Genomic DNA, 21,943 nt, shown 5'->3' on the forward strand with positions numbered 1-21,943 from the left:
CGGATGAACTCCCGATGACAGGCATGCACTGCTGTGCGATTCAGTCTGCCATTGTCATGCTTTTGGATGCGGCTTGCAGCGCCGCCCCAGCCATCTTTTGCGTGGTGCAAATCAACGCCCGCGCACCATCTCGAGAATCTTCGCGGTGTTCAGATTGCGCGCCATGTCCTGCATTTGCGGCGCGTATTGCGTCTGCAACGCGCGACCGTCCTGCATGATGTGTTCATACGCGCTCTTGAGCATCTGCGTGCTCAGTGTTCGACCGCCTGCGTAGTACTGGTTTGCCACGTGACCCAGCGCGTAGGTCGATGCAAAGCTCATGCCGCTGCTCACCGCCTGACGACCCACGCCGCCAAAGAGGCCGCCGCCGAGCACGCGCCCGAGTAATTTGCGTCCGGCCTGTTCAAGATATTGCGAGGTCAGGCCCACGCCGAGCGCGGCCAGCAAATCCTTGATGTGGCCTCGGTCGAGTTCATAACCGTAGGTCTCGCCGATCTGGTACACCAGCCGCATCTGCAGCGGAATGATCGCGAGCGTCGAAAGATTCTCCGGCAGCAATTCGATGGCACCGTTGACGATGGAGGCCTTGAGAATCTTGGCGTCCATCTCCTGCACCGACAGCGTGCTCTGCTTGCGTTCCGTGTTGGCATTGGCCAGCGAGTCGGCGGCGGTGGGGTGCGGCACGGTCTCCGCGCTCGGCATCACGGGTTCGCCGAACACGACGGGTTCGAGTCCTCCCTGCAAGGGTGCATTCGCAATCACCTGAGCCTGCGTGTCCACGGCATGCGCCGTGGCGACGGCCGCAGCAGCGCCAGCATCGGTTGTTGCAGCTGCAGCACCAGCATCCGCTGCCGGAGAGGGCGCTACCGATGCTGCGGGCGTTGTTGCAGTCGCCGCGAGTCCCAGTGAAGACTTCAGTTGCGCGAGGAATTCGGTTTCCTTGGCGCTGGTTTCACCATCAGCGTCGCAGACGCAGACCGCCATCTCGTAGGCGAGCTGGCGAGCCTCCTCGTTCGTGAGCTGAGCCGCCACGTTGGGCAGTTGCACCCTGCGCAGCAGCATGTCCTGGTAGAGACCGGGGAGGTTGATCTGCTCGTGCTGACCCAGCGTCTCGGCAACCTGCTTGATCTGGTCTCGTTCGCGATCATGCTTGGCATTGTCGGCATAGGCCGCGAGAAGACAGATGCTCAGAATCGAGCGAATTTCATCGTTGGACATGTTGGTCAAAATAAAACTCCTGTATGTGGTGGCCAGGGCCTGTTCACCCAACCCACGGGGTCGCGCAAGCCAGACAGGGCCGCTCATGCTGGGCGCGTGACGCCGCGCAGGTAGGCACCCGCGCAAGGAACGCAAGCGCCACGAGACGATGGACGTCCCAGGCCAGTAGGCCGTGTGCATAGCGTCGAAAATGGTATTGCTGTTGCATGATTCGAACGTGCGGCGCAAGAATCGCTCGCTCAGCCCATCGTCACTATTGTTTCTGACGCGGATGCTTTTCCACCCACGCGAGGAACTTCTGCATCCAGGTGTTCAGGTAGTCATGGCTTGCGGTGCCGATATTGCCGTTGGCATCGACGAGTCCATCCTTCCACTGAATGAAGCCTTCGGGCTGCTGCATCGTCGGCATGTCGAGGAAAACCAGAATATTGCGCAGATGCTGTTGTGCCATCGATGTCGCGGGACCGCCCGGGGACGTGCCGATCACGCCCGCCGGAATCCCATTCCACGCGCCTTGCTTGAACGGGCGGCTGCCGCCGTCGAGCGCATTCTTGAGCAGCGCGGGAACCGAACGGTTGTGCTCCGGCGTGACGAACAGAATGCCGTCCTTGCTGCCGATCAGCGCCTTGAAATCCACAAACGCCTTGGGCGTGTTGTCGTCTTCGTCGCGGTTGTAGAAGGGCAGTTTCGTGATGTCGATGATCTCGAAATTCGCCTGGTCGGACACCAGCTTGGTCAGCGCCTTGGCCAGTTGCATGTTGATCGATGACTGGCTGTTGCTGCCAACGATGATGCCAATATTCGGTTTGCTCATGAGCGATTCCTTCTCCGAAGTTTGAAAAAATATGAAAACAGGCAGACAGACAGACCGCAGCAACGGATCAACCGCCGATTGAGCGTCGATCCGATTCGTGCATGGGATACCAAGACTGCACAACGCGATCCCCGTGCGTTGGGTGAATAGGCCCTAGTTAGGCCCTAGTGCGCACCATATCCGCGTTTTCTTTGATGGAGCGTAGGACTGGAGGAAAGATGCGGGTTTTGAGCGCGCGCGCTGCTGCTTACGTCAACGCCTTGCCAAATACCAGCAAGCGATTGTTGGCGGGCATGGCGTGGTCTTGCAGCAAGCTCAGAGACTGGCTCCGCGCGAGTGCAACGATGTCTTCAAAATGACGTATGCCACTGCGCGGATCACGCTGGCGCAGGGAGGCGTCGAACGCGCGATTGCTCTCGCTCGTGAAGCTGCCGCCATAGTTGAACGGCCCGTAGATCGCGAATCGTCCACCATCGGGAAGATGCTGGCCCACGAGCGCAAACATGCGCTGCACCAGCGGCCATGACACGATGTGCGCGGTATTGCTGGTGAACACCGCGTCGAAGTGGTCACCATCGGGCCAGTCGCCGCGGTTCAGATCGAGAACAAAGGGCGCACGCAGATTGGCTGCGGGCTGCGCCGCATGCCAGGCCAGAATGCCCGCATGGTTGTGCGCCAGATCGCTGGTCTGCCAAACGAGATGCGGCAGACGCGGCGCGAAATACACACCATGCTGGCCCGTGCCCGAACCGATCTCGAGCACATGGCTGCTCTGCGCAAAGGTCGATTGCAACACCGCGAGGATCGGCTCCCGATTGTTCTCGCAGGCTTGGGAAAAAGGGAGGTGGTTGCTCATGTGGGGCCCTCCAAAGAAGGGTGGGTGACAATGGACCGCCGAGCATACCGGGCGCGCAAAATCGCAAAGCGCTCTGGCTCAGCCAGCGGGGTTGGCCTGTGGCAGCAGCGCGTATTACTTCAACCTCAGCGCCTGCACCTGTGCCTGGAGCGCCGCGCCATGGCCAGTAGATCGAGATCGCAATTGCGGCGTGCGACCACCATCAGGCCCACGGGCATGGCGGCTGCGCCGACATTGATGGGCAGCGACATGGCCGGAAGGTCGTAGAAGTTGAACACCGACGTGTTGCGCAGCACCAGCATGTTGGCCGTGTTGAAAGCATCGGGGTTGGCGACGCTGTCGATGTGCGGGGCGATCAGCGCCACGGTGGGCAGCATGAGCAGATCGAGGTCCGCTATCCGGGCGTCGAGCGATTGCCGTAGTTGCTCTCGTGCGCGCTGCAGCCCCACGTAGTGCGGGGCCGGCATGGTTTCGCCGCGCTTGATGCGTGCGAGCACGAACGGGTCGATGGCATCAGGCTGACGGGCCAGCGTGTCGGCGTGGATGTATGCGGCCTCGGCAGCGATCAAGGTGCCTTTTTCCTGGAGCTTGAACGGCGCGCCGCACCATTCGTCGAGCTGCATGTCGCTGATGCGGCAGCCGCTGCGCGAGAGTTCATCGATCACGCGCTCGAAGGCCGATTGCACCGCCTGTTCGGTCTGCGTGAACAGCAGGCCGCGCGGTATGCCGATGCGCAGGCCGCGCACTTCGCGTGGGGCGAGGGCGTTCCAGCGGCGACCGCTCATGATGGCGTCGGCCTGCGCGCAATCGAGCACGTTGCGCGCGAGCGGGCCGACGCTGTCGAGGCTGAAAGACAGCGGGAATGCGCCGTCACGCGGCACGCGGCTTTGTGTTGGCTTGAAGCCCGTGATGCCATTGAATGCCGATGGAATGCGCACCGAACCGCCGGTGTCCGAACCGATGGAAATCTCCGACATGCCGCGCGCCACCGCGACCCCCGCGCCGCTCGAAGAGCCGCCCGGGATGCGGGTCGCGTCGTGCGCATTTCCGGGCGTACCGTAATGCGGATTGATGCCGATGCCGGAGAACGCGAATTCGGTCATGTTGGTCTTGCCAACGATGACCGCCCCTGCCGCGCGCAGGCGTTGCACGATGACGGCATCTTCCTTGGCGGGCGGGGCGCTCCTGAGTACCGCCGAGCCCGCCGTGGTGGGCTCGCCCGCGATGTCGTACAGATCCTTGACCGAGACGACACGGCCATCGAGCGCGCTCAGGCTTATGCCATTCTTCGCCCGCTCGTCAGCAGCGCGCGCGGTCGAAAGCGCCGCGTCGCCATACACGCGCGTGAAGATGCGGCGACCCTCATCGCCAGCGTCGTGGATCGCGGCCAGTATCTGCCCGGTGCGTTGTACGGAATTGGATTGCATGGTTTGTGCCTTTTCTTCATTCAGCTGCCACGCGCGTGCAACTGAATTGCCAGCAACAGCCACATGCCGACAAGAACCACATTGCTTGCCGCGAACAGCGCAAAGCGATGCAGTACGTGGTTGTAGGTCACGTGAACGATGCTGTGCAGCACACGAAGCGCCACATACGTCCAGGCCAGGGCGACAAACCACGTGGCTTCGATGCCCGCGGCATAGGCCATCACGCCGACCACATAGAACAGTATCGGCATTTCCAGCAGATTCATGTAGTTCCGGTTGGCAAGAATCACCTGCTGCGACAGAGGCCCGGACTCTCCGAGCGCGAACTGGTCGATGCGCGCCTCTCTGCGCAGGAAGGCGCGCACGCGGCGAAATGCAAGATGCAGGATCATGAACATCGTCCATGCCGCCAGCGCGAACAGGGGCCAGAGTACGGTGTTGGAATGCGGCACGCCAGGCTTCTTCCCGTTCGATTCTTGCAGAGGAGAGTCTTAACGCCGACCCAACAGGAAACCCAGCACGACGCCTACCGCGAGTGCTCCGCCCACAAATTGCCAGGGCTCGTCGCGGACGTAGTCATCGGCAGCGCGTGCCGCGCGGCGTGCCTGATGCCTTGCTTCATGCATGACGTCGAGCGCCGAGTCATGAACGTCGCTCAGGCCCGCGTCCAGTCGCTTGCGAAGCTGCCGAACTTCGGGAATGTTGTCGAGATCTGCACTCGCCAGAAGCTCGCGCAGGCGGCTCACGGAGTTTTCCAGTTCATCCTGAGCGCTGACAATCTTGCGTCGACCGAATCCCATACGTCGTCCTTTCATCAATAAACATAGGAGATTCGGACAAGCATACCGGATGATCATTTGCTGTCGTATGAGAAAAGGGGTTCTTGGCGAGGGCCGTTCGCTCGTTTTTTTGGTCGCCTTTGCGACAGCCTCATTCATTCTTCATGGCGGCCTTCGGCAGCTTCAGGCCAGTGCTGGTGCGGGTTGCGCCAAGGTTTGTCCGGATTCTCCTGCAAGCCATCTCACGCGCGCGGCTTCGGGGTTACCCGCGCGGCACCCGAGGCGAGGCGCAGCACAATTTTTCGGGGCTCAAGACTGGCGTCTATGCAAGCGTCCCTCAAGGCCACCGGTGATTCATTCCAATGACAATCCAAGGAGATGCAATGACGGGTTTTTCTCAGAACGTCGCCGTGATCGCAGTGCTGACCGGGACCACGCTGGCCGCTGGTGCTGCCGGTATTTCCGATGACAAGGTGAAGATCGGCGTGCTCAGCGACATGTCGGGCCAGTATTCCGATTCGGGCGGTCGTGGCTCGATCGAGGCGGCCAGGATGGCGATCGAGGATTTTGGCGGCAACGTGGCGGGCAAACCCATCGAACTGGTATTTGCCGATCACCAGAACAAGGCCGACATCGGCGGCGCGCGTGCGCGTCAGTGGTGGGACGCCGAAGGCGTGGACATGATCGTGGACATGAACAACTCGGCAATCGCTGCGGCGGTCAATACGCTGGCCAAGGAGCGCAACAAGATGGCCATCAACACCGGCGCGGCCTCCACCGGGTTGACCAACGAGTTCTGTGCGCCCACGGCAGTGCACTACACCATGGATTCCTACTCGCTCGCCAATGCGGCGGTGGGGAGCATGCTCAAACAGGGCAAGAAGGAATGGTTCATTCTTGCCGTGGACTACTCATACGGAAAGGTCACTGCCGGGATCATTACGGATTTCGTCAAGGAAGGCGGCGGTCGCATTCTCGGTACCGCGTTCCATCCGTTCAACGCCAGCGATTTTTCCTCTTTCCTGGTGCAGGCGAAGGATTCTGGCGCGCAGGTGGTGGCGCTTGCCAATGCGACGCAGGACACAGTCAATTCGATCAAGACCGCAGCCGAATTCGGCATGATGAGCAAGCAGACCTTCGTGCCGCAACTCGTCTACATCAACGACATCCACGGGCTGGGGCTCAAGCTCGGCCAGGGACTTACGTTCGCGACCGGCTACTACTGGGACCGCAACGAGCAATCGCGTGAATGGGCGAAAAAATACCAGGCGCGGATGAAGAAGATGCCGTCCATGAACCAGGCCAGCGTGTATTCCGCCGTCACCACCTATCTGAAGGCCGTGCAGGCGGCCGGCACGGACGAGGGATTGCCGGTGAGCCAGCAGTTGCGAAAGATGAAGATCGACGACGTGTTTTCACAGAATGGCTACGTGCGCGAAGACGGTCGCATGGTCCACGACATGTTCCTCGTGCAGGTGAAGTCGCCCGCCGAATCCAGGGGGCCGTGGGACTACTACAAGGTGATCGACACCATCCCGGGCGACAAGGCGTTTCAGCCGCTGTCCAAAAGCACCTGCTACTACGTCACGAAGAAATAGTGCGTTTTCCCTTTGAATTGTCCAACAGCTTCTACAGGAGATGAAATGATCAGTTATGAAGTTCAGGAGTTTGGCGCACCGTTGGTGCGTGCGGAGCATCCGACGCCCACGCCCCAGGGCGACGAGGTGCTGGTCCGCGTGCTGGCAGCAGGGGTTTGCCATTCCGATCTGCACATCTGGCATGGCTCGTATGACCTTGGAAATGGCAAGTCGCTGAACATGGTGGATCGGGGCCTGAAGCTGCCGGTCACGCTGGGGCACGAAATCGCGGGCGAAGTGGTCGCGATGGGGCCTGAGGCCGGGAATGTCAAGGTGGGTCAGAAGTACGTCGTGTTCCCGTGGCTTGGTTGCGGCGAATGCAAGGTCTGCAAGCGCGGTGAAGAGAATCTGTGCCTCGCGGGGCGCGCCATCGGGGTCTACCGGCCGGGCGGGTATTCCGATCACGTGCTGGTACCGCACGCCCGTTATCTGGTGGACATTGGCGATCTCACGCCCGAGCACGCAGCGCCTTACGCCTGTTCGGGGCTGACGACCTACAGCGCGCTCAGGAAATTCGCGCCGCGCGTGTTCAAGGAGGAAAAGCTCGTGCTGATCGGCGCGGGTGGACTGGGCCTGATGGCGATCCTCATTGCCAAGGCGCTCGATGGCGCGGGCGTGATCGTGATCGAGCCGGATGCCAGCAAGCGCGAAGCGGCGCTCAAGGCGGGCGCGCAGGCGGCGTTCGACCCCAAGGCACCCGATTGCGCGGATCAGGTGCGCAGCGCTGCGGGGGCGCCGTCTGGATGGTGCTTGATTGCGTGGGATCGAGCCAGACGGTGGAGCAGGGCATCGGTCTGCTCACCAAGGGTGGCCATCTGGTGCAGATCGGTCTCTTCGGCGGACACATCGACCTGCCGACGCCGTCGCAGGCGCTGCGCGCCATCACCTATCAGGGAACCTACGTCGGCAATCAGCGCGAGCTGGAAGAGCTGATCAAGCTGGTGCGCGATCACGACATGCCGCCCGTTCCCACCACCTGCATGCACTTCAGCAAGGCGTTCAGCGCGCTGCTGGAGCTGGAGCAGGGCAAGGCGATTGGACGGCAAATCCTGACGCCCGAAGCCTGAACTGGCGGCGACCCGCAAAAAAACCGCCTCAGGCGGTTTTTTTGTGTCTGGACGCTTTCAGCGATTCGCGTCCTCAGACGGCCGCGACTTCGATGCCCTTGAATTCGCCCGAAGCGATGCGCTTGCTCCACTCGGCAGGGCCGGTGATGTGCGCGCTGGTGCCGCCCGAGTCCACCGCCACGGTCACGGGCATGTCGACCACGTCGAATTCGTAGATCGCCTCCATGCCGAGGTCTTCAAAGCCCACCACCCTGGCGTGCTTGATGGCCTTGGAGACCAGGTAGGCCGCGCCGCCTACGGCCATCAGATATGCGCTCTTGTGGTTCTTGATCGACTCGATGGCCGCTGGGCCGCGCTCGGCCTTGCCGATCATGCAGATCAGGCCGGTCTGCGAGAGCATCATGTCGGTGAACTTGTCCATGCGCGTGGACGTGGTCGGACCGGCCGGGCCGACGGCCTCATCGCCCACCGGGTCCACCGGGCCGACGTAGTAGATCGCGCGGTTGGTGAAATCGACGGGCAGTTTCTCACCCTTGGCCAGCATGTCCTGAATGCGCTTGTGCGCGGCGTCGCGGCCGGTGAGCATCTTGCCGTTGAGCAGCAGGGTGTCGCCGGGTTTCCAGCTCGCCACTTCTTCCTTGGTGAGCGTGTTGAGATCGACCTTCTTCGACTTGTTGTAGTCGGGCTCCCAATCAATCTTGGGCCAGAGGTCGAGCGAGGGCGCGTCGAGGTAGACCGGGCCGCTGCCATCGAGCACGAAATGCGCGTGACGGGTTGCCGCACAGTTCGGAATCATCGCGACGGGCTTGGAGGCCGCATGCGTCGGGTACATCTTGATCTTGACGTCCAGAACGGTGGCGAGGCCGCCAAGGCCCTGCGCGCCTATGCCCAGCGCGTTGACCTTCTCGTACAGCTCAAGGCGCAGTTCCTCGACCTGATCGAGCTTCTCGCCGCGCGCCGACTTGGCCTGAAGCTCGTACATGTCGAGGTCTTCCATCAGGCTTTCCTTGGCGAGCAGAACGGCCTTCTCCGCCGTGCCGCCGATGCCGATGCCGAGCATGCCCGGTGGGCACCAGCCCGCGCCCATCGTGGGCACGGTCTTCAAAACCCAATCGACCAGGCTGTCGCTCGGGTTCATCATGATCATCTTGGATTTGTTCTCCGAGCCGCCGCCCTTGGCCGCGACCGTGATGTCCACGGTGTTGCCGGGAACGATCTGCACGTTGATCACCGCAGGCGTGTTGTCCTTGGTGTTCTTGCGCGCGAAGTGCGGATCGGCCACGACCGAGGCGCGCAGTGTGTTGTCCGGGTTGTTGTAGCCACGGCGCACGCCCTCGTTGATGGCGTCTTCGAGGCCGGCGGTGAAGCCTTCCCATTTCACGTCCATGCCCACTTTGAGGAACACGTTGACGATGCCGGTATCCTGGCAGATCGGGCGATGGCCGGTGGCGGACATCTTGGAGTTCGTGAGGATCTGCGCCATCGCATCCTTGGCCGCAGGGCTTTGCTCGCGTTCATAGGCGCGCGCCAGATGCTGGATGTAGTCAGCGGGATGGTAGTAGCTGATGTACTGGAGGGCACCTGCAATCGAGTCGATCAGGTCCTGCTGGCGGATGGTGGTGGTCATCGTGAAGCTTGCTAGGGTTTTATGGGTGCGCAAGGGGATGCGCGGGAAAACCGGTCGATTATCCGCCGAAGGCCCGAAGGCCGCTCGGAAAACTCGAGAAGTCTTATAGATGACTTGTCGGGCTTCGGTATCGCAGGCCGCGTACGACGGTGTGGCCGCGTTGTAACCGCCCACAAAAAAGCACCCTTGCGGGTGCTCTCACGGATGAATCTCGGCGGACGGCTTGGTGCGCCGCGCGCTCACTTCTTCGGGGCCTGACCCATGTTCAGCAGATTCATCTTCTGACCGTTGACCATCACGTCGCCCGGCTTTTGATCGGCCTTGCAGGGGCCGACCCATTTCGCGACCATGGTGGATTTGGTGGTGGAGATACCGGACATCGGAGGGTTGAACGTGGAGTCCGCCGTCATCGTGTACTCCTTCTCGAAATCGCCGGAGGTCACGCTCTTGGTCTCGAGCTTGGACGGACCCATCTGACAGATCGAGTGGCCGGTGTACTTGCCGCCGTCCTTCTTGTTCTCGTTCTTCTCGCACTTCATGTTGTTCATCATGCCGGCGCCCATCTTCTGCAGGGCCTGGTCGCTGGCCGTGTCCACGCACTGCTGCATGACCTGCTCGGGGTTCTTGGTGGTGCCGGTGGTGCCGTTCGTGGTGATCTGCCACAGACCGGCCTTGCGCGCAGGCAGATCCTGGGCAGACACGGAGAGCGGCAGCGCGGCCGCGACGACGCAGGTCACGGCGAACAGTTTGGCAGCGGTGGAGGTGTGGGTGGAAGAACGACGAAACAGGTTCATGCTGGTTTCCTCTTGGATCGGTGGATGAAAAAGGGAATCTGACTTGGCTGTCCCTCGGTCATAGTTTTTGACTGAGGAGTTCGCGGGCATTATTGGCCGAGAGTCGGCATTTGCAATCGCAAATTTGGTAACCGAATACCGCAAGACTGTCGTCGCAGCGTGGTTTCTGGTAGCTGCGCTAGCATGGCGCTGTTACAGATTTTCCACCCTGCGGCCTGCCTCAGCCAGCCATCCCGATCCGCACTCGCAGCCTGCCGATCCATTCGTGCAGAGGATCCCCGATGCAGTTTCCGGACGATTTGCCAGCCACGCGCACCGCGTTTGTTTGTTCTCTCGAGGAGTATTCCCATGACCACTGCTGTACGGCAGGAGAAAGACACGTTCGGTTTGATCGACGTTCCCGCAGACCAACTGTGGGGCGCGCAGACGCAGCGCTCGATCCAGAATTTCAAGATCAGCGGCGAGAAGCAGCCCACGGAAATGATCCATGCGCTCGCGCAGGTCAAGCGCGCATCGGCGACGGTCAACCAGCGTCTGGGTCTGCTGGACGAAAAGAAGTCCCAGGCCATCGTGGCCGCGGCCGACGAGGTGATCGCGGGCCAGCATCCGGGCGAGTTTCCGCTCGTGGTGTGGCAGACCGGCTCGGGCACGCAGACCAATATGAACGTCAACGAGGTGCTGGCCAATCGCGCAAGCGAGCTGCTGGGTGGCGAGCGCGGCGAGTCGCGCCTGGTGCATCCCAACGACGATGTGAACAAGAGCCAGTCGAGCAACGACGTCTATCCGACCGCGATGCACGTCGCCGCGGTGACGGCCATCGAGGCGCACCTGCTGCCCGCGATGGCGCGGCTGCGTGCGACGCTCAAGGCCAAGAGCGAGGCGTTTGCCGACATCGTGAAGATCGGTCGCACGCACTTGCAGGATGCGACGCCGCTCACGCTCGGCCAGGAAATTTCGGGTTGGGTGGCGCAGCTCGAACATGGCGAAAAGCACGTCAAGGCCGCGCTGCCGCACCTCTATGAATTGGCGCTTGGCGGCACCGCCGTCGGAACCGGCTTGAATGCGCCCAAGGGATATGCGGAAGGCGTGGCCGCCGAGATTGCGAAGATCACCGGATATCCCTTCGTCACCGCGCCCAACAAGTTCGAATCGCTCGCCAGTTGCGACGGTCTGGTGCACGCGCATGGGTCCCTCAAGACCCTCGCGGCCAGTCTCATGAAGATCGCCAACGACGTGCGCTGGCTCGCGAGCGGGCCGCGCAGCGGCCTGGGCGAGCTGTCGATTCCCGAGAACGAGCCGGGCTCGTCGATCATGCCCGGCAAGGTCAATCCCACGCAGTGCGAGGCCATGACGATGCTGTGCGCGCAGGTGTTCGGCAACGACGTGGCGATCAATTTCGGTGGCGCTTCGGGCAACTTCGAACTCAACGTGTTTCGTCCGCTGGTGGCCCACAACTTCCTGCAAAGCGTGCGCCTGCTCGCCGATGGCATGGTGAGTTTCGACGAGCACTGCGCGGTCGGCATCGAACCGAATCGCGAACGCATTGCCGAACTCGTCGGCCGCTCGCTGATGCTCGTGACGGCGCTGAACACCCACATCGGCTACGACAAGGCCGCTTACATCGCCAAGAAGGCGCACAAGGAAGGCTCGAGCCTGCGCGACGCGGCGATTGCCAGCGGCCATGTGACCGCCGAGCAGTTCGATCAATGGGTCGTGCCGGGCGACATGGTCGGCAATCTATGAGAGATGGGTGAGGGCGCCGGGATTCAGAGCGCTTCCCAGGTGGACACGCGGGCTTGGCCGGATGAGTCGGGCGGCTCGAATGCGAAACCGACACCGTAGACCGAGCGGATCCAGTCGTGACCGCTGCGGTCCGTGCTGCGCAGCTTCTTGCGCAGGTTCTTGATGTGGCTGTCCACCGAGCGCTCGTTGAGGTCCTGCGTGTCCTCGTCGTAGGAAAGCTCGAGCATCTGCGCGCGCGACAGAATGCGGTCGCGGTGCTGGATCAGCGTCTGCAGCAAGCGGTATTCGCGATGGGTGAGCGGCACCGGCTTGCCGTAGAGCGTGACCTGCGAGAGGTTGTCGTCGAGCTGTAGCGCGCCGGTGTCCGCAGGCGCGTTGCTGGCGGTCGGCTTGCGGCGGCGCAGCACCGTCTTGACGCGCGCCACCACCTCACGCGGCGAAAAGGGCTTGCAGATGTAGTCGTCCGCGCCGAGTTCGAGGCCGATGAGCCGGTCCACTTCCTCCACCCGCGCGGTCAGCAGAATGATCAGCGCATCGCTGGTCTTGCGGGTCTGTCGCAGCACTTCGAGACCATCGACGCCGGGCAGCATCACGTCGAGCACCGTGAGATCGGGCGGATGGGCGCTCAGAAGCCGCTCCAGCGCGGCCGTGCCGTTGTCCACATGCTCGGCGTCGAAGCCCGCATGGCGCAGATAGTCGACCACCACGTTGGCGATGTCGGCCTCGTCTTCGACGATGAGAATTCGCGGGTTGTTGTTGTTCATGTCGTCATTTCTCCATCAGTGCAAGAGTGAGTGTGATGCGAAGACCGCCGAGCGGGGATTGCGCGGCGTCGATCTGGCCGCCGTGGGCCTGAACGATCGAGCGGCAGATGGCAAGCCCGAGGCCCGATCCGCCGAGGTCTCCGGTCGCGCGTTGGCGCGAAGACTCGGTGCGGTACAGGCGCTCGAAGAGGTGCGGCAGTTCCTGCAAGGAAACGCCGGGCTTGGTGTCGTCGAACACCACCAGGAATTGATCGCCTGTTCTGCCCGCCCTGTCGGTGTGGACAGAACAGGCGATCTGCAATCTGCCGCCGCTGTCGGTGTAGCGCAGGCTGTTCTCGATCAGGTTGAGGAACACGCGGTGCAACTGCTGCGCATTGCCCAGCACGCGCGGTGCGTGTGCGGCGAGCGCCCATTCGCGGGGCTCGCGAAGTTCGATGCTGACGCCGGCCTGCTCGAAACGCGTTTGCAGCGCCACGATGGCCTCCTTCAATTGCAGCATGGGCAGCATCGGCTCCATCTTCGCAGGCGCGATGGAGGCGCTGTCCACGCTCTCGCGCAGGTCGCCCACGAGCTGAATCAGTCGCATGAGCTGGCGATGCAGACGTTCGGCGGTGTGCGCGTCGAAATGGCGCACGCCATCCTGCACGGCTTCGATTTCCGCGCGCATCGCGGTGAGCGGCGTGCGCAGCTCATGGGCCATGTCGCCGATCCACTGGCGGCGCGAGGTCTCCATGCTGTCGAGCTGCTGGGCCATGTCGTTGAACGTGTGGATCAGGCGCGAGAACTCCTCGCTGTCGGTCTGCTCCGGAATGCGCGTCTGCAGCTGTCCCGAGGCAAGGCTCTTGGCGCCCGACATCAGCACTCCGATGGGCCTGAGCCAGCGATGCGCAAGCCAGACGGACAGCAGCAGCGCGAGCAGCAAGCCCGCCGCGCCCGTGCCCAGCACGAAGCCGAGCTGCTTTTCGAGAAACGCCTTGTCGGCCTCGCGCTCCAGTCCCTCGGGCGGATTCATGATCAGGTAGCCGATGGTGCGCCCGGCGTCATCCTTGAGCGGGGTGCGCGCGCTTCCGGGGAGCGCCGGAGCACCGGCGATCAGCGTCTGATCCGCATCGAGCAGTGCGAGCCGCCGCGCCAGTCCGTCGGACGCCAACGCAGGCGATGCGGAGGGCGGTGGCGGCTCGGGCGGCGGCGCAAGCTGCGTGACCGGTGATTCGTTGGCCGACGGCTGCGGCGCCATTCCCGAGTGCTGCAGGCGATTGGTCGGGCGGTTTCCCAGCGTTTCGGGCTGGAGATTCATAAGCGGGCGACGCACGGCGCGCCACAGCGCGGGGTTCTCCTTGAGCACGGTCCAACTGCCATTTTGCTGGTAGACGTCCTGCAGGCGATAGACCAGCCAGTCCATGCGCGCAAGCTCGATCTCCGCCACATACGGGCCGAGACCGCGCTGCAATCCCACGCGCGAAAAACCAATGAACATCATCATCATCACCGCCAGTAGAATGGTCAGCGTGAGGAAGGCCTTGGTTTGCAGGGACAGGCGTTGCATGGAGAAAGCGGAGAGAGCCGTGAGCGCGATGAGGTTTGTGGCGGACAAACACACATGCTAAAGCCTCGGCGAATCCGCGTTGCCCAAAAAACGGACAGGCAGCGGCTTGCGGTGCCTGTCGGGGCCGTTTGTTAGCACGGCGTAGCAATTTAGGTTGCTTTGTGGCGTCCTGCCGGTCAAGGCTTTGCCGCAGTGTTCGCGGCATCCTTGGCGAGCGTGATCCATGCGTCGAAAGTGCGTTGATGCGCCGCGATCCACGCGTTCGTGTGGCGTTCGATGTCGGCCTGCGAACCCTGGCCCTGGCTCATCAGGTAGTTCTGCGCGTTGATGTCGTTGACCGGCAGCTTGATGATTTCAAACAGCTTGGCCGCAGCCGGATTCTTTTCGGCCCATGCCCGGTTGGCAACGATCTGCTGGTTGTTGGCGATGAAGCCGTAGTTCCTGCCATTCGCCAGTTCGGTGTCCGTGCCCGATTGTTCGCCGGGCAGCGATGAGAACGGCACCTGAAGCCATACGACGTCCTGTCCCGGCTTGAGCACGTTGCTCACCCAGTACGGGGTCCAGGTGTAGTAGAGAATCGGCTTGCCGGCCTTGTAGCGGGTGATGGTGTCGGCGATCAGCGCGGAGTAGGTGCCCTGCCTGTGCGTGACGGTGCCGCGCAGCTTGTATGCGCCAAGCTGGTGCTCGATCATCGCCTCGCAGCCCCAGCCCGGCGTGCAGCCGGTGAGGTCGGCCTTGCCGTCACCGTCGGTGTCGAACAGCGCGGCGATCTTCGGGTCCTTGAGCTGGCCGATGTTGGTGATCTGGTGCTCATCGGCGGTCTTCTTGTCGATCAGATAGCCCTGCGCGGCATTGGCCGAGAAGACACCTCGGCGGTACAACTTGGCGTCTCCGCCCGCGTTCTTGTAGTAGTCGGCGTGCAGCGGATTCCAGTGATCGGCCATGAACGTGGCGTCGCCGTTGGCCAGCGCGATGTGGGCCGTGGGATATTCCACTTCCTTGATCGGTTGCACGTCATAGCCGAGCTTTTCCAGCGCCTTCATCACCAGCAGGGTCTGGAAGGTTTCTTCGGCAATCGAACTCTTGAGCGGCTGCACCTTCACGCCGCTGCCGGGCAGATCGGCAGCCACGGCCGTCGCGCCGAGGAACGCAAAGGCGGTCGCAGCAACGCCCGCGCGCAGGGCTTGCGAAAGAAATGGGTTGCGTTGGAACATGTTTTTTTCCTTGTTGCGGGGCTGAAAGATCAGGCGGCCTGCTCGCCGACGGTTGGCGGCAGTGCCTTGGGCAAGGTTTGCGGTTTGCCTTGCGCCTGTGGTGGCACTGCGGTCATGTGCGCGGCCTTGTCGCTGCGAGGGCGTGCAATACGCAAGGCCCGGCCCGTCGGGCCGGTCTGCCACCAGCGAACGCCGCCGCGCTCATTCTGTCCCATCGCCTGCGTGATGCGGTCCAGCACGATGGCAAGCAGCACGATGCCCAGTCCGCCGACGGTTGCCAGGCCCATGTCGAGTCGCCCGATGCCGCGCAGCACCATCTGGCCCAGACCGCCCACCGCGATCATCGAGGCGATCACCACCATCGACAGCGACAGCATCAGCGCCTGGTTGATACCGGCCATGATCGACGGCATTGCGAGCGGCAGTTGCACCTTCCACAGCAATTGCATGGGCGATGCTCCATAGGCGCGGCTGGCCTCGATCAGGTCGGGGCGCACCTGACGAATACCCAGATTGGTGAGCCGGATCAGCGGCGGCAGCGCGAACACGATGGTCACGATCACGCCGGGCACATTGCCGATGCCGAACAGCATCACCACAGGCACGAGATAGACGAACGCGGGCGTGGTCTGCATGGCATCGAGAAACGGACGCGTGATGCGCTGGGCGCGGTCGCTCGATGCCAGACAGATGCCTGCGGGCAGGCCGATGATCACGCAGAACAGCAGCGAGGTCAGCACCAGCGCAAGCGTCACCATCGCATCGGGCCAGATACCCAGCACGGCAATCAACAGCAGAGACACGGCGGTGCCGATCGCCAGGCCGCGTCCTGCGAACTGCCACGCCAGCAGCGCCATCACTATCAGCAGCACCGGCCATGGCACGACGAGCAACGCATCGGTGATGCCATTGAGCGTGGCGTCGATGGGCGTGCGAACGCTCTGGAAGAACGGGCGGAAATGCTCGACCACCCAGGTCAGTCCGTCATTGATCCAGCCCTGCACATGCGGGCCGCCAGCGGTCACCTGGCTCCACAGCTGGGCCATGCCGCCCTCATCGCCTGGCAGCGGAGCGTTCCCGGCCGCTGCCTCCAGCCAGTCGGCACCAGCCATGGGATCAGCGGCACCCGAATCCGGTGTCGCCCAGGGATCGACCGTGGCCGCCTCGGTGATGGCCGCATCCACGGGCGTGCTCGGCGGCGAAGCGTCTGCCCAAGGGTCGGCGGCAGTGGGTTCCGGGTTCGTGTTCTGTGCGATGGTGATTTTTTCACTCATGCGTGGGCCTCCTTATGCGGGTGCGTTTGCCGAAGCTGCCTGGGCTGCGGCCTGAAGCATCTGCGTGTTCAATGTGATCGGCGGGACTTCCTTTTGCGGCGGCGGCACTGGCGGGGTGTCGCGGTCGAGGAACTTGAGCATGGTGGTGCGGCTCACCACGCCGACGTATTTGCCGTCCTCATCCACCACCGGCAGCGCAAATGGCTGAGCGGCCACCGGGCCGAACAATTCGGCGACCGGCGTGGTGCTCGCAAGCGGCTGCACATCGGGCAGGAAGGCGTGCTTCAGACCGCGCATGCCGGTGTGCCCTTGCAGTGCGTCACGCAATGACTGCGACGAGACCACGCCGAGAAAACGCTTGCGCGCGTTGAGCACATAGGCGTAGTCGCGATCAGAGTCTTCCAGCAGGCGCAAGGCGGCGCGGCAACCGCGATCCTCATGCTCGGACACCACGGTGAGCGCCTGGCGCGCGATATCCGACGCCTTGAACACGGCGGCAGCGTCCACGCCGCGCACGAACTCGCGCACGTAGTCGTCCGCCGGGCTGCGCAGAATCTCGTCGGGTGTGCCGACCTGCACCACCTGTCCGTCCTTCATGATCGCGATGTGGTCGCCGATGCGCATGGCCTCGTCCAGATCGTGCGAGATGAAGACGATGGTGCGGCGCTTGATCTGCTGAAGCCGCAGCAACTCGGATTGCATTTCGGTGCGGATGATCGGATCGAGCGCCGAGAACGCCTCGTCCATCAGCAGGATCGATGGATCGGCGGCCAGCGCCCGGGCAAGGCCCACGCGTTGCTGCATGCCGCCAGACAGTTCGTCGGGATAGCTCGCCCCCCAGCCCGCCAGACCGACCTGCTCCAGCGCCTCCTCGGCGGCGCGCTGGCGCTCTGCATGGTCGATGCCTGCAAGCGCGAGGCCGAACGCCGTGTTGTCGAGCACCGTCAGGTGCGGCATCAGCGCGAACGACTGGAACACCATCGAGATGTCCTTGCGGCGCAATGCTCGCAAGTCCCGATCGCTCAATGCATTGATGTCCTGTCCGTCCACGAGGATGCGGCCTGCGGTGGGTTCGATCAGCCGGTTGAGCAGGCGCACGAGCGTCGACTTGCCCGAGCCCGAAAGACCCATGACGACGAAGATTTCGCCAGCCTCGATGGTGAAGTTCGCATCCAAGACACCGATGGATTGACCGGTGCGCGCAAGAATTTCCTGCTTGTCCAAGCCTTGCTTGACGAGCGAAAGCGCGGTCTTCGGCTCGTCGCCGAAAACCTTGAACACATGATCGAGCACTATTTGTTTGGCCACGTTGGGATCCTCCCGATGAGGGCCTGCGTCCGTGCAAAAAATGCGGGACCAAGGCCTGGGTTGAACTCAGCCCGACCCATGCTGAGGCGCACGCGCACGCAGCGAAGGTCAGGGCGCGAAAGGCCGAAATGTCGGCAATGCCCAAAGTTCAAGGGCGTTGCCGGAAACCGTGATTCCCTGATGCGATGAATGGCTGAGACGTGCGCTGCACAAAACCGGGAGCGCAGAGCCAACAAAAGACTCAGCGCCCGCTCCAGCCGGAGGGGAGCGTTTGACCAGGGGCGGCCCGAATGGCAGACATGGAAGCTGCGCAAGGGCCAGTGTTGCGCGCGGGGCGAAGCGCCGAAGTTTCATCGACGCGATCCGGAGGATTTTCGCCGCTCGCATGGAGGTCCGTCCGCTGCGTGGCAGCGTCGGGACGGTGGGCATCAGGGCCGGTAATTCGGCCAAGGTGCCGGAAGAAAGTTCACAAAGGATGCAAACCGTATCCGACAGGGAGATTCGCAAAAAACAGCGAATTACCTGCAAGGCAGGTGGTGAAACACCGCGAAATTATAGTCATTGTGTCTTTAAAAGTCAACAATCGGATCGTTTTGTATCCGTGGCAATGCGATTTGTTGACTCCGTTTTGATCGACTCTAGAATGAAAAAATGAAACTTTGTTCCATTAATTGGAATATAAAAATCCTGGTCCGTCCGAAGTAGGCCGGCTTCTTCTGGTGGAGATGAACGTGACGATGAGCAGCGCCGATGTGGCCGCATTCGACGACGTGCCCGTGCCCTACATGCAGCGCACGCGCGACTGGTATCTGGCGCTGGGCTACGACAACCCGTACCGCTATGCGCACTGCGCGCAGGTGCCGTTCACGGCATTGACGCGGCCGCTGTCGCAAAGCCGCGTGGCATTGCTGACCACGGCGGCGCCGTATCAGCCCGACAAAGGGCCTCAGGGTCCGGGCGCGCCGTACAACGCGGCGGCCAAGTTCTATGAGCCGTTCGTCGGCGACACGCGCGAGGATCACGATCTGCGCATCTCGCATGTGAGCATCGACCGCAAGCACACCTCGATGGAGGACAGCAATACCTGGTTTCCGCTGCCGTTGATGCGCGAACTCGTGAAGCAGGGCCGCATCGGCGCGCTCACCAGAAATTTCCATGGTGTGCCCACCAACCGCAGCCAGCGGCATACGCTTGCGGTGGACGTCCCGGTGATTCTCGAACGCTGCCGGGCCGAGGGTGCCGACGTCGCCGTGCTGGTTCCCAACTGCCCCGTCTGCCATCAGACCCTGTCGCTGACCGCGCGGGCGCTCGAGGCCGCCGGCATAGCCACGGTGATCATGGGCTGTGCCAAGGACATCGTCGAGCATGTGGGCGTGCCGCGCTTTCTGTTCTCGGACTTTCCGCTGGGCAACGGCGCGGGCAAGCCGCACGATGCGCAGTCTCAGCGCGAGACGCTGGAGCTTGCGCTGCGCGTACTCGAGTCAGCCCCGGCCCCTCGCACCACGGTGCAATCGCCGCAGGTGTGGAGCGAGCGGTGGGAATGGAAGCTCGACTACTGCAATGTGGAGCGCGTGAGTCCAGAAGAACTCGCCCACCTGAAGGCCGAAAACGACAAGGCCAGGGACACCGCCAAGGCGCTGCGCGACAGGCCTTAGGAAGCTGTACCGTGGCCGCTCGAATGACCGTGGCTCAGCAGCCTGTCGGTCAGCGCAATGGCGAGCGCGCTCAGCAGGAAGGTGATGTGGATGGCGGTCTGCGCGATCAGCACGCGGTCGGAGTAGTTGTCCGCGTTGATGAAGGTCTTGAGCAGATGGATGGAGCTGATGCCGATGATCGCGGTCGCGAGCTTCACCTTGAGCACCGATGCGTTCACATGGCTCAGCCATTCGGGCTGGTCGGGGTGGCCTTCGAGGTTCAGGCGCGAGACGAAGGTTTCATAACCGCCCACGATCACCATGATCAGCAGGTTGGAAATCATCACCACGTCGATCAACGCGAGTACGACCAGCATGATCACGGTTTCGTTCAACGTGGTGATCGGCGCGGTGGTCTTGTAGCCGATGCTCGTGACCAGCTTGTCGAGCGCGGTGGTGCTGCCGAACGCAGCCTCGACCAGATGCACCAGCTCAACCCAGAAATGAAACACGTAAATGCCCTGTGCAGCGATGAGGCCGAGGTACAAGGGCAGTTGCAGCCAGCGACTGGCGAAGATGAGACTGGGCAGCGGGCGCAGCGAAATATGCGGCATGGTATGGGTCTGGTTGGTGAGGTTTTGAGTGCAGATATGCGCACGCGAGAAATTCAATGCGCAATGCTCGCGAGGTGGGGACGAGCGCGTGTGAATATATTGGAAATTTTCGGGTAACTACCGATGTGGGGTGATAGTAAGGGGCTTCTACAATCTGCTACACGAATCACCCGTACAGATACAGGGACCGATCTGCCAGTGCTGCCAGATGAGTCCCGGGCAAGGAAGCCCAAGTCAGTTTTCTGACTTGGGCTTTTTTTGTTTTCAGCTTCCCACCAGTTCTTGTTTTGAGCTTCTCCATCAGGAGTTGGGCTTGCGCACGCCTGTGTCCGGTCGCTACCTGTTCAGGGACTTCGTCGATTGCCGCGCGTCGGCATTTCTCACAACGTCGGTTCAAACACAACAGGAGACCCAGGCCATGGAAAAACTCAACAGGCGCCAGCTCGTTGGCGGAATAAGCGGTTCGGTATTGCTGGGCGCCGGTGCGGGGCTGCCGCAGTGGGCGCTTGCGCAGGAGGCCGTCAAGCTCGGCCTGCTGCATTCGCTGTCTGGAACGATTGCGATTGCGGAAGCCTCGCTCGTCGATGCCGAGAAGATGGCGGTCGACGAGATCAACGCGGCCGGTGGTGTGCTTGGCAAGAAGATCGAGATCGTGCTGGAGGACGGCGCGAGCGAGAACACCGTGTTCGCCGAAAAGGCCCGCAAGCTGCTCGAACGCGACAAGGTGGCCGCCATCATCGGCTGCTACACGTCGGCGTCGCGCAAGGCGGTGCTGCCCGCGCTCGCGGCCAACAAGGGCTTGCTGTACTACCCGACCTACTACGAAGGCCAGGAGATGGACAAGCACGTCATCTATCCATCGCAGGAGGCGACGCAGTCGGTGGTTGCCGCGTCCGAGTGGCTGGTGAAGGAAAAGGGCAAGACGGTGTTCCTCGTGGGATCGGACTACATCTATCCACGCACCTGCAACAAGATCGCCAAACAGGCGATTGCCAAGGCTGGCGGACGGGTGGTCGGCGAGGAATACGCGCCGCTCGGCCATACCGAGTTCTCGTCGATCATCAACAAGATCAAGGCGGCCAAGCCCGACTGCATCTACAGCACGGTGGTCGGCGGCTCGAACGTGGCGCTGTACAAGCAACTGCGTGCTGCGGGGCTCGATGGCGCCAAGCAGGTGCTGCTGTCCACCGTGGTCTCGGAGAACGAAATCGAGGGCATCGGTCGCGACAACGCGGCGGGTTATTACGCCTGCATGGGCTACTTCCAGAGTTTGAAGAATCCGGTGAACGAGCGTTTCGTGAAGGCATTCAAGGCCCGCTACGGCGCGCAGCGCGTGATCGGTGATCCGATGCAGGTGGCCTACAACTGCGTGCATCTGTGGAAGCTGGCCGTGGAAAAGGCCAAGAGCTTCGACCCGCAAAAGGTGATCGAGGCATCTGCCGGGCTGGAGCTGGACGCGCCCGAAGGCAAGGTGCGGGTGCACGAATCCAACCATCACGTCTACAAGAAAGTGCGCATTGGACGCGCGCTGGCGGACGGGCAATTCGAGGTGGTCTGGGAATCGCCCGAGCTGATTGCGCCCAATCCATTCCCGAAATTCTGATCGGCATTGCCACATAGAAGAAAG

General features: G+C 62.3%; 19 protein-coding genes and 2 pseudogenes. 7 read left to right on the forward strand and 14 right to left on the reverse strand.

From position 1 onward, the window contains the following. Positions 1-111: 111 nt before the first annotated feature. From H9K75_RS20220 to H9K75_RS20245, 6 genes are all read right to left on the reverse strand, one after another. A complete protein-coding gene (locus tag H9K75_RS20220) occupies positions 112-1,218 on the reverse strand; it encodes a TerB family tellurite resistance protein (protein ID WP_187723869.1) in 1,107 nt (368 codons plus the stop codon). A gap of 253 nt (positions 1,219-1,471) precedes the next feature. Next, positions 1,472-2,032 (reverse strand): NADPH-dependent FMN reductase, encoded by a 561-nt coding sequence (locus tag H9K75_RS20225; RefSeq protein ID WP_187723870.1) that lies wholly within the window; start codon positions 2,030-2,032, stop codon positions 1,472-1,474. 247 nt (positions 2,033-2,279) lie between these two features. Next, complete coding sequence (locus H9K75_RS20230) at positions 2,280-2,888, reverse strand: DUF938 domain-containing protein (protein ID WP_187723871.1); 609 nt, start codon at positions 2,886-2,888, stop codon at positions 2,280-2,282. Positions 2,889-3,013: 125 nt separating this feature from the next. Then, on the reverse strand, positions 3,014-4,315 hold the full coding sequence (locus H9K75_RS20235; protein ID WP_187723872.1) for an amidase: 1,302 nt from the start codon (positions 4,313-4,315) through the stop codon (positions 3,014-3,016). Positions 4,316-4,335: 20 nt separating this feature from the next. Further along, positions 4,336-4,767: an MAPEG family protein gene (locus tag H9K75_RS20240; RefSeq protein ID WP_226858328.1), complete on the reverse strand. Its 432-nt coding sequence runs from the start codon at positions 4,765-4,767 to the stop codon at positions 4,336-4,338. Positions 4,768-4,806: 39 nt separating this feature from the next. Continuing rightward, positions 4,807-5,115, reverse strand: a complete 309-nt coding sequence (locus H9K75_RS20245) for a DUF883 family protein (RefSeq protein WP_187723873.1) — start codon at positions 5,113-5,115, stop codon at positions 4,807-4,809. 362 nt (positions 5,116-5,477) lie between these two features. Between H9K75_RS20245 and H9K75_RS20250 the strand changes: the two genes are divergently transcribed. The 3 genes and pseudogenes from H9K75_RS20250 to H9K75_RS25290 all read left to right on the forward strand — a co-directional run bounded on the left by H9K75_RS20250 (position 5,478) and on the right by H9K75_RS25290 (position 7,798). Further along, entirely contained in the window at positions 5,478-6,692 is a 1,215-nt protein-coding gene (locus tag H9K75_RS20250) for an ABC transporter substrate-binding protein (RefSeq protein ID WP_187723874.1), read from the forward strand. 45 nt (positions 6,693-6,737) lie between these two features. Continuing rightward, positions 6,738-7,109: pseudogene (locus H9K75_RS25285) on the forward strand (alcohol dehydrogenase catalytic domain-containing protein); the annotation flags it as partial. A 198-nt stretch (positions 7,110-7,307) separates the two neighbouring features. Then, positions 7,308-7,798: pseudogene (locus H9K75_RS25290) on the forward strand (zinc-binding dehydrogenase). A gap of 73 nt (positions 7,799-7,871) precedes the next feature. On the opposite strand, the gene H9K75_RS20260 reads toward H9K75_RS25290, so the two are convergent. After that, positions 7,872-9,425 (reverse strand): fumarate hydratase, encoded by a 1,554-nt coding sequence (locus H9K75_RS20260; RefSeq protein WP_187723875.1) that lies wholly within the window; start codon positions 9,423-9,425, stop codon positions 7,872-7,874. 239 nt (positions 9,426-9,664) lie between these two features. Beyond that, positions 9,665-10,219: a DUF3617 domain-containing protein gene (locus H9K75_RS20265; RefSeq protein WP_187723876.1), complete on the reverse strand. Its 555-nt coding sequence runs from the start codon at positions 10,217-10,219 to the stop codon at positions 9,665-9,667. A 348-nt stretch (positions 10,220-10,567) separates the two neighbouring features. Here H9K75_RS20265 and fumC point away from each other — a divergent pair, with 348 nt between their 5' ends. Continuing rightward, positions 10,568-11,962 (forward strand): class II fumarate hydratase, encoded by a 1,395-nt coding sequence (gene fumC / locus H9K75_RS20270; protein ID WP_187723877.1) that lies wholly within the window; start codon positions 10,568-10,570, stop codon positions 11,960-11,962. 23 nt (positions 11,963-11,985) lie between these two features. On the opposite strand, the gene H9K75_RS20275 is transcribed toward fumC, so the two are convergent. The 5 genes from H9K75_RS20275 to proV all read right to left on the reverse strand — a co-directional run bounded on the left by H9K75_RS20275 (position 11,986) and on the right by proV (position 18,068). Then, complete coding sequence (locus tag H9K75_RS20275) at positions 11,986-12,726, reverse strand: response regulator (RefSeq protein ID WP_187723878.1); 741 nt, start codon at positions 12,724-12,726, stop codon at positions 11,986-11,988. Positions 12,727-12,730: 4 nt separating this feature from the next. Beyond that, positions 12,731-14,272, reverse strand: a complete 1,542-nt coding sequence (locus H9K75_RS20280) for an ATP-binding protein (protein WP_187723879.1) — start codon at positions 14,270-14,272, stop codon at positions 12,731-12,733. A gap of 176 nt (positions 14,273-14,448) precedes the next feature. Further along, a complete protein-coding gene (gene proX / locus H9K75_RS20285; RefSeq protein ID WP_187723880.1) occupies positions 14,449-15,486 on the reverse strand; it encodes a glycine betaine/L-proline ABC transporter substrate-binding protein ProX in 1,038 nt (345 codons plus the stop codon). A gap of 29 nt (positions 15,487-15,515) precedes the next feature. Further along, positions 15,516-16,760, reverse strand: coding sequence for a glycine betaine/L-proline ABC transporter permease ProW (proW, locus tag H9K75_RS20290; RefSeq protein WP_187723881.1), 1,245 nt, complete (start codon positions 16,758-16,760; stop codon positions 15,516-15,518). A gap of 12 nt (positions 16,761-16,772) precedes the next feature. Then, positions 16,773-18,068: a glycine betaine/L-proline ABC transporter ATP-binding protein ProV gene (gene proV, locus H9K75_RS20295; RefSeq protein ID WP_187723882.1), complete on the reverse strand. Its 1,296-nt coding sequence runs from the start codon at positions 18,066-18,068 to the stop codon at positions 16,773-16,775. A 385-nt stretch (positions 18,069-18,453) separates the two neighbouring features. On the opposite strand from proV, the gene H9K75_RS20300 reads away from it, so the two are divergent. Together H9K75_RS20300 and H9K75_RS20305 are read left to right on the forward strand one after the other, a co-directional pair. Next, on the forward strand, positions 18,454-18,723 hold the full coding sequence (locus H9K75_RS20300; protein ID WP_187723883.1) for a hypothetical protein: 270 nt from the start codon (positions 18,454-18,456) through the stop codon (positions 18,721-18,723). Between the two features lie 76 nt (positions 18,724-18,799). After that, on the forward strand, positions 18,800-19,723 hold the full coding sequence (locus H9K75_RS20305) for a reductase (protein WP_226858329.1): 924 nt from the start codon (positions 18,800-18,802) through the stop codon (positions 19,721-19,723). Here the strand turns inward: H9K75_RS20305 and H9K75_RS20310 are convergent. Next, a complete protein-coding gene (locus H9K75_RS20310) occupies positions 19,720-20,316 on the reverse strand; it encodes a YqhA family protein (protein WP_187723885.1) in 597 nt (198 codons plus the stop codon). The genes H9K75_RS20305 and H9K75_RS20310 overlap by 4 nt on opposite strands. A gap of 418 nt (positions 20,317-20,734) precedes the next feature. Between H9K75_RS20310 and urtA the strand changes: the two genes are divergently transcribed. Beyond that, a complete protein-coding gene (urtA, locus tag H9K75_RS20315) occupies positions 20,735-21,919 on the forward strand; it encodes an urea ABC transporter substrate-binding protein (RefSeq protein ID WP_187723886.1) in 1,185 nt (394 codons plus the stop codon). Positions 21,920-21,943 lie beyond the last annotated feature (24 nt).

Source organism: Diaphorobacter aerolatus (genome assembly GCF_014489535.1).
In the GTDB taxonomy this organism is placed as follows: Bacteria; Pseudomonadota; Gammaproteobacteria; order Burkholderiales; family Burkholderiaceae_C; genus Diaphorobacter_A; species Diaphorobacter_A aerolatus.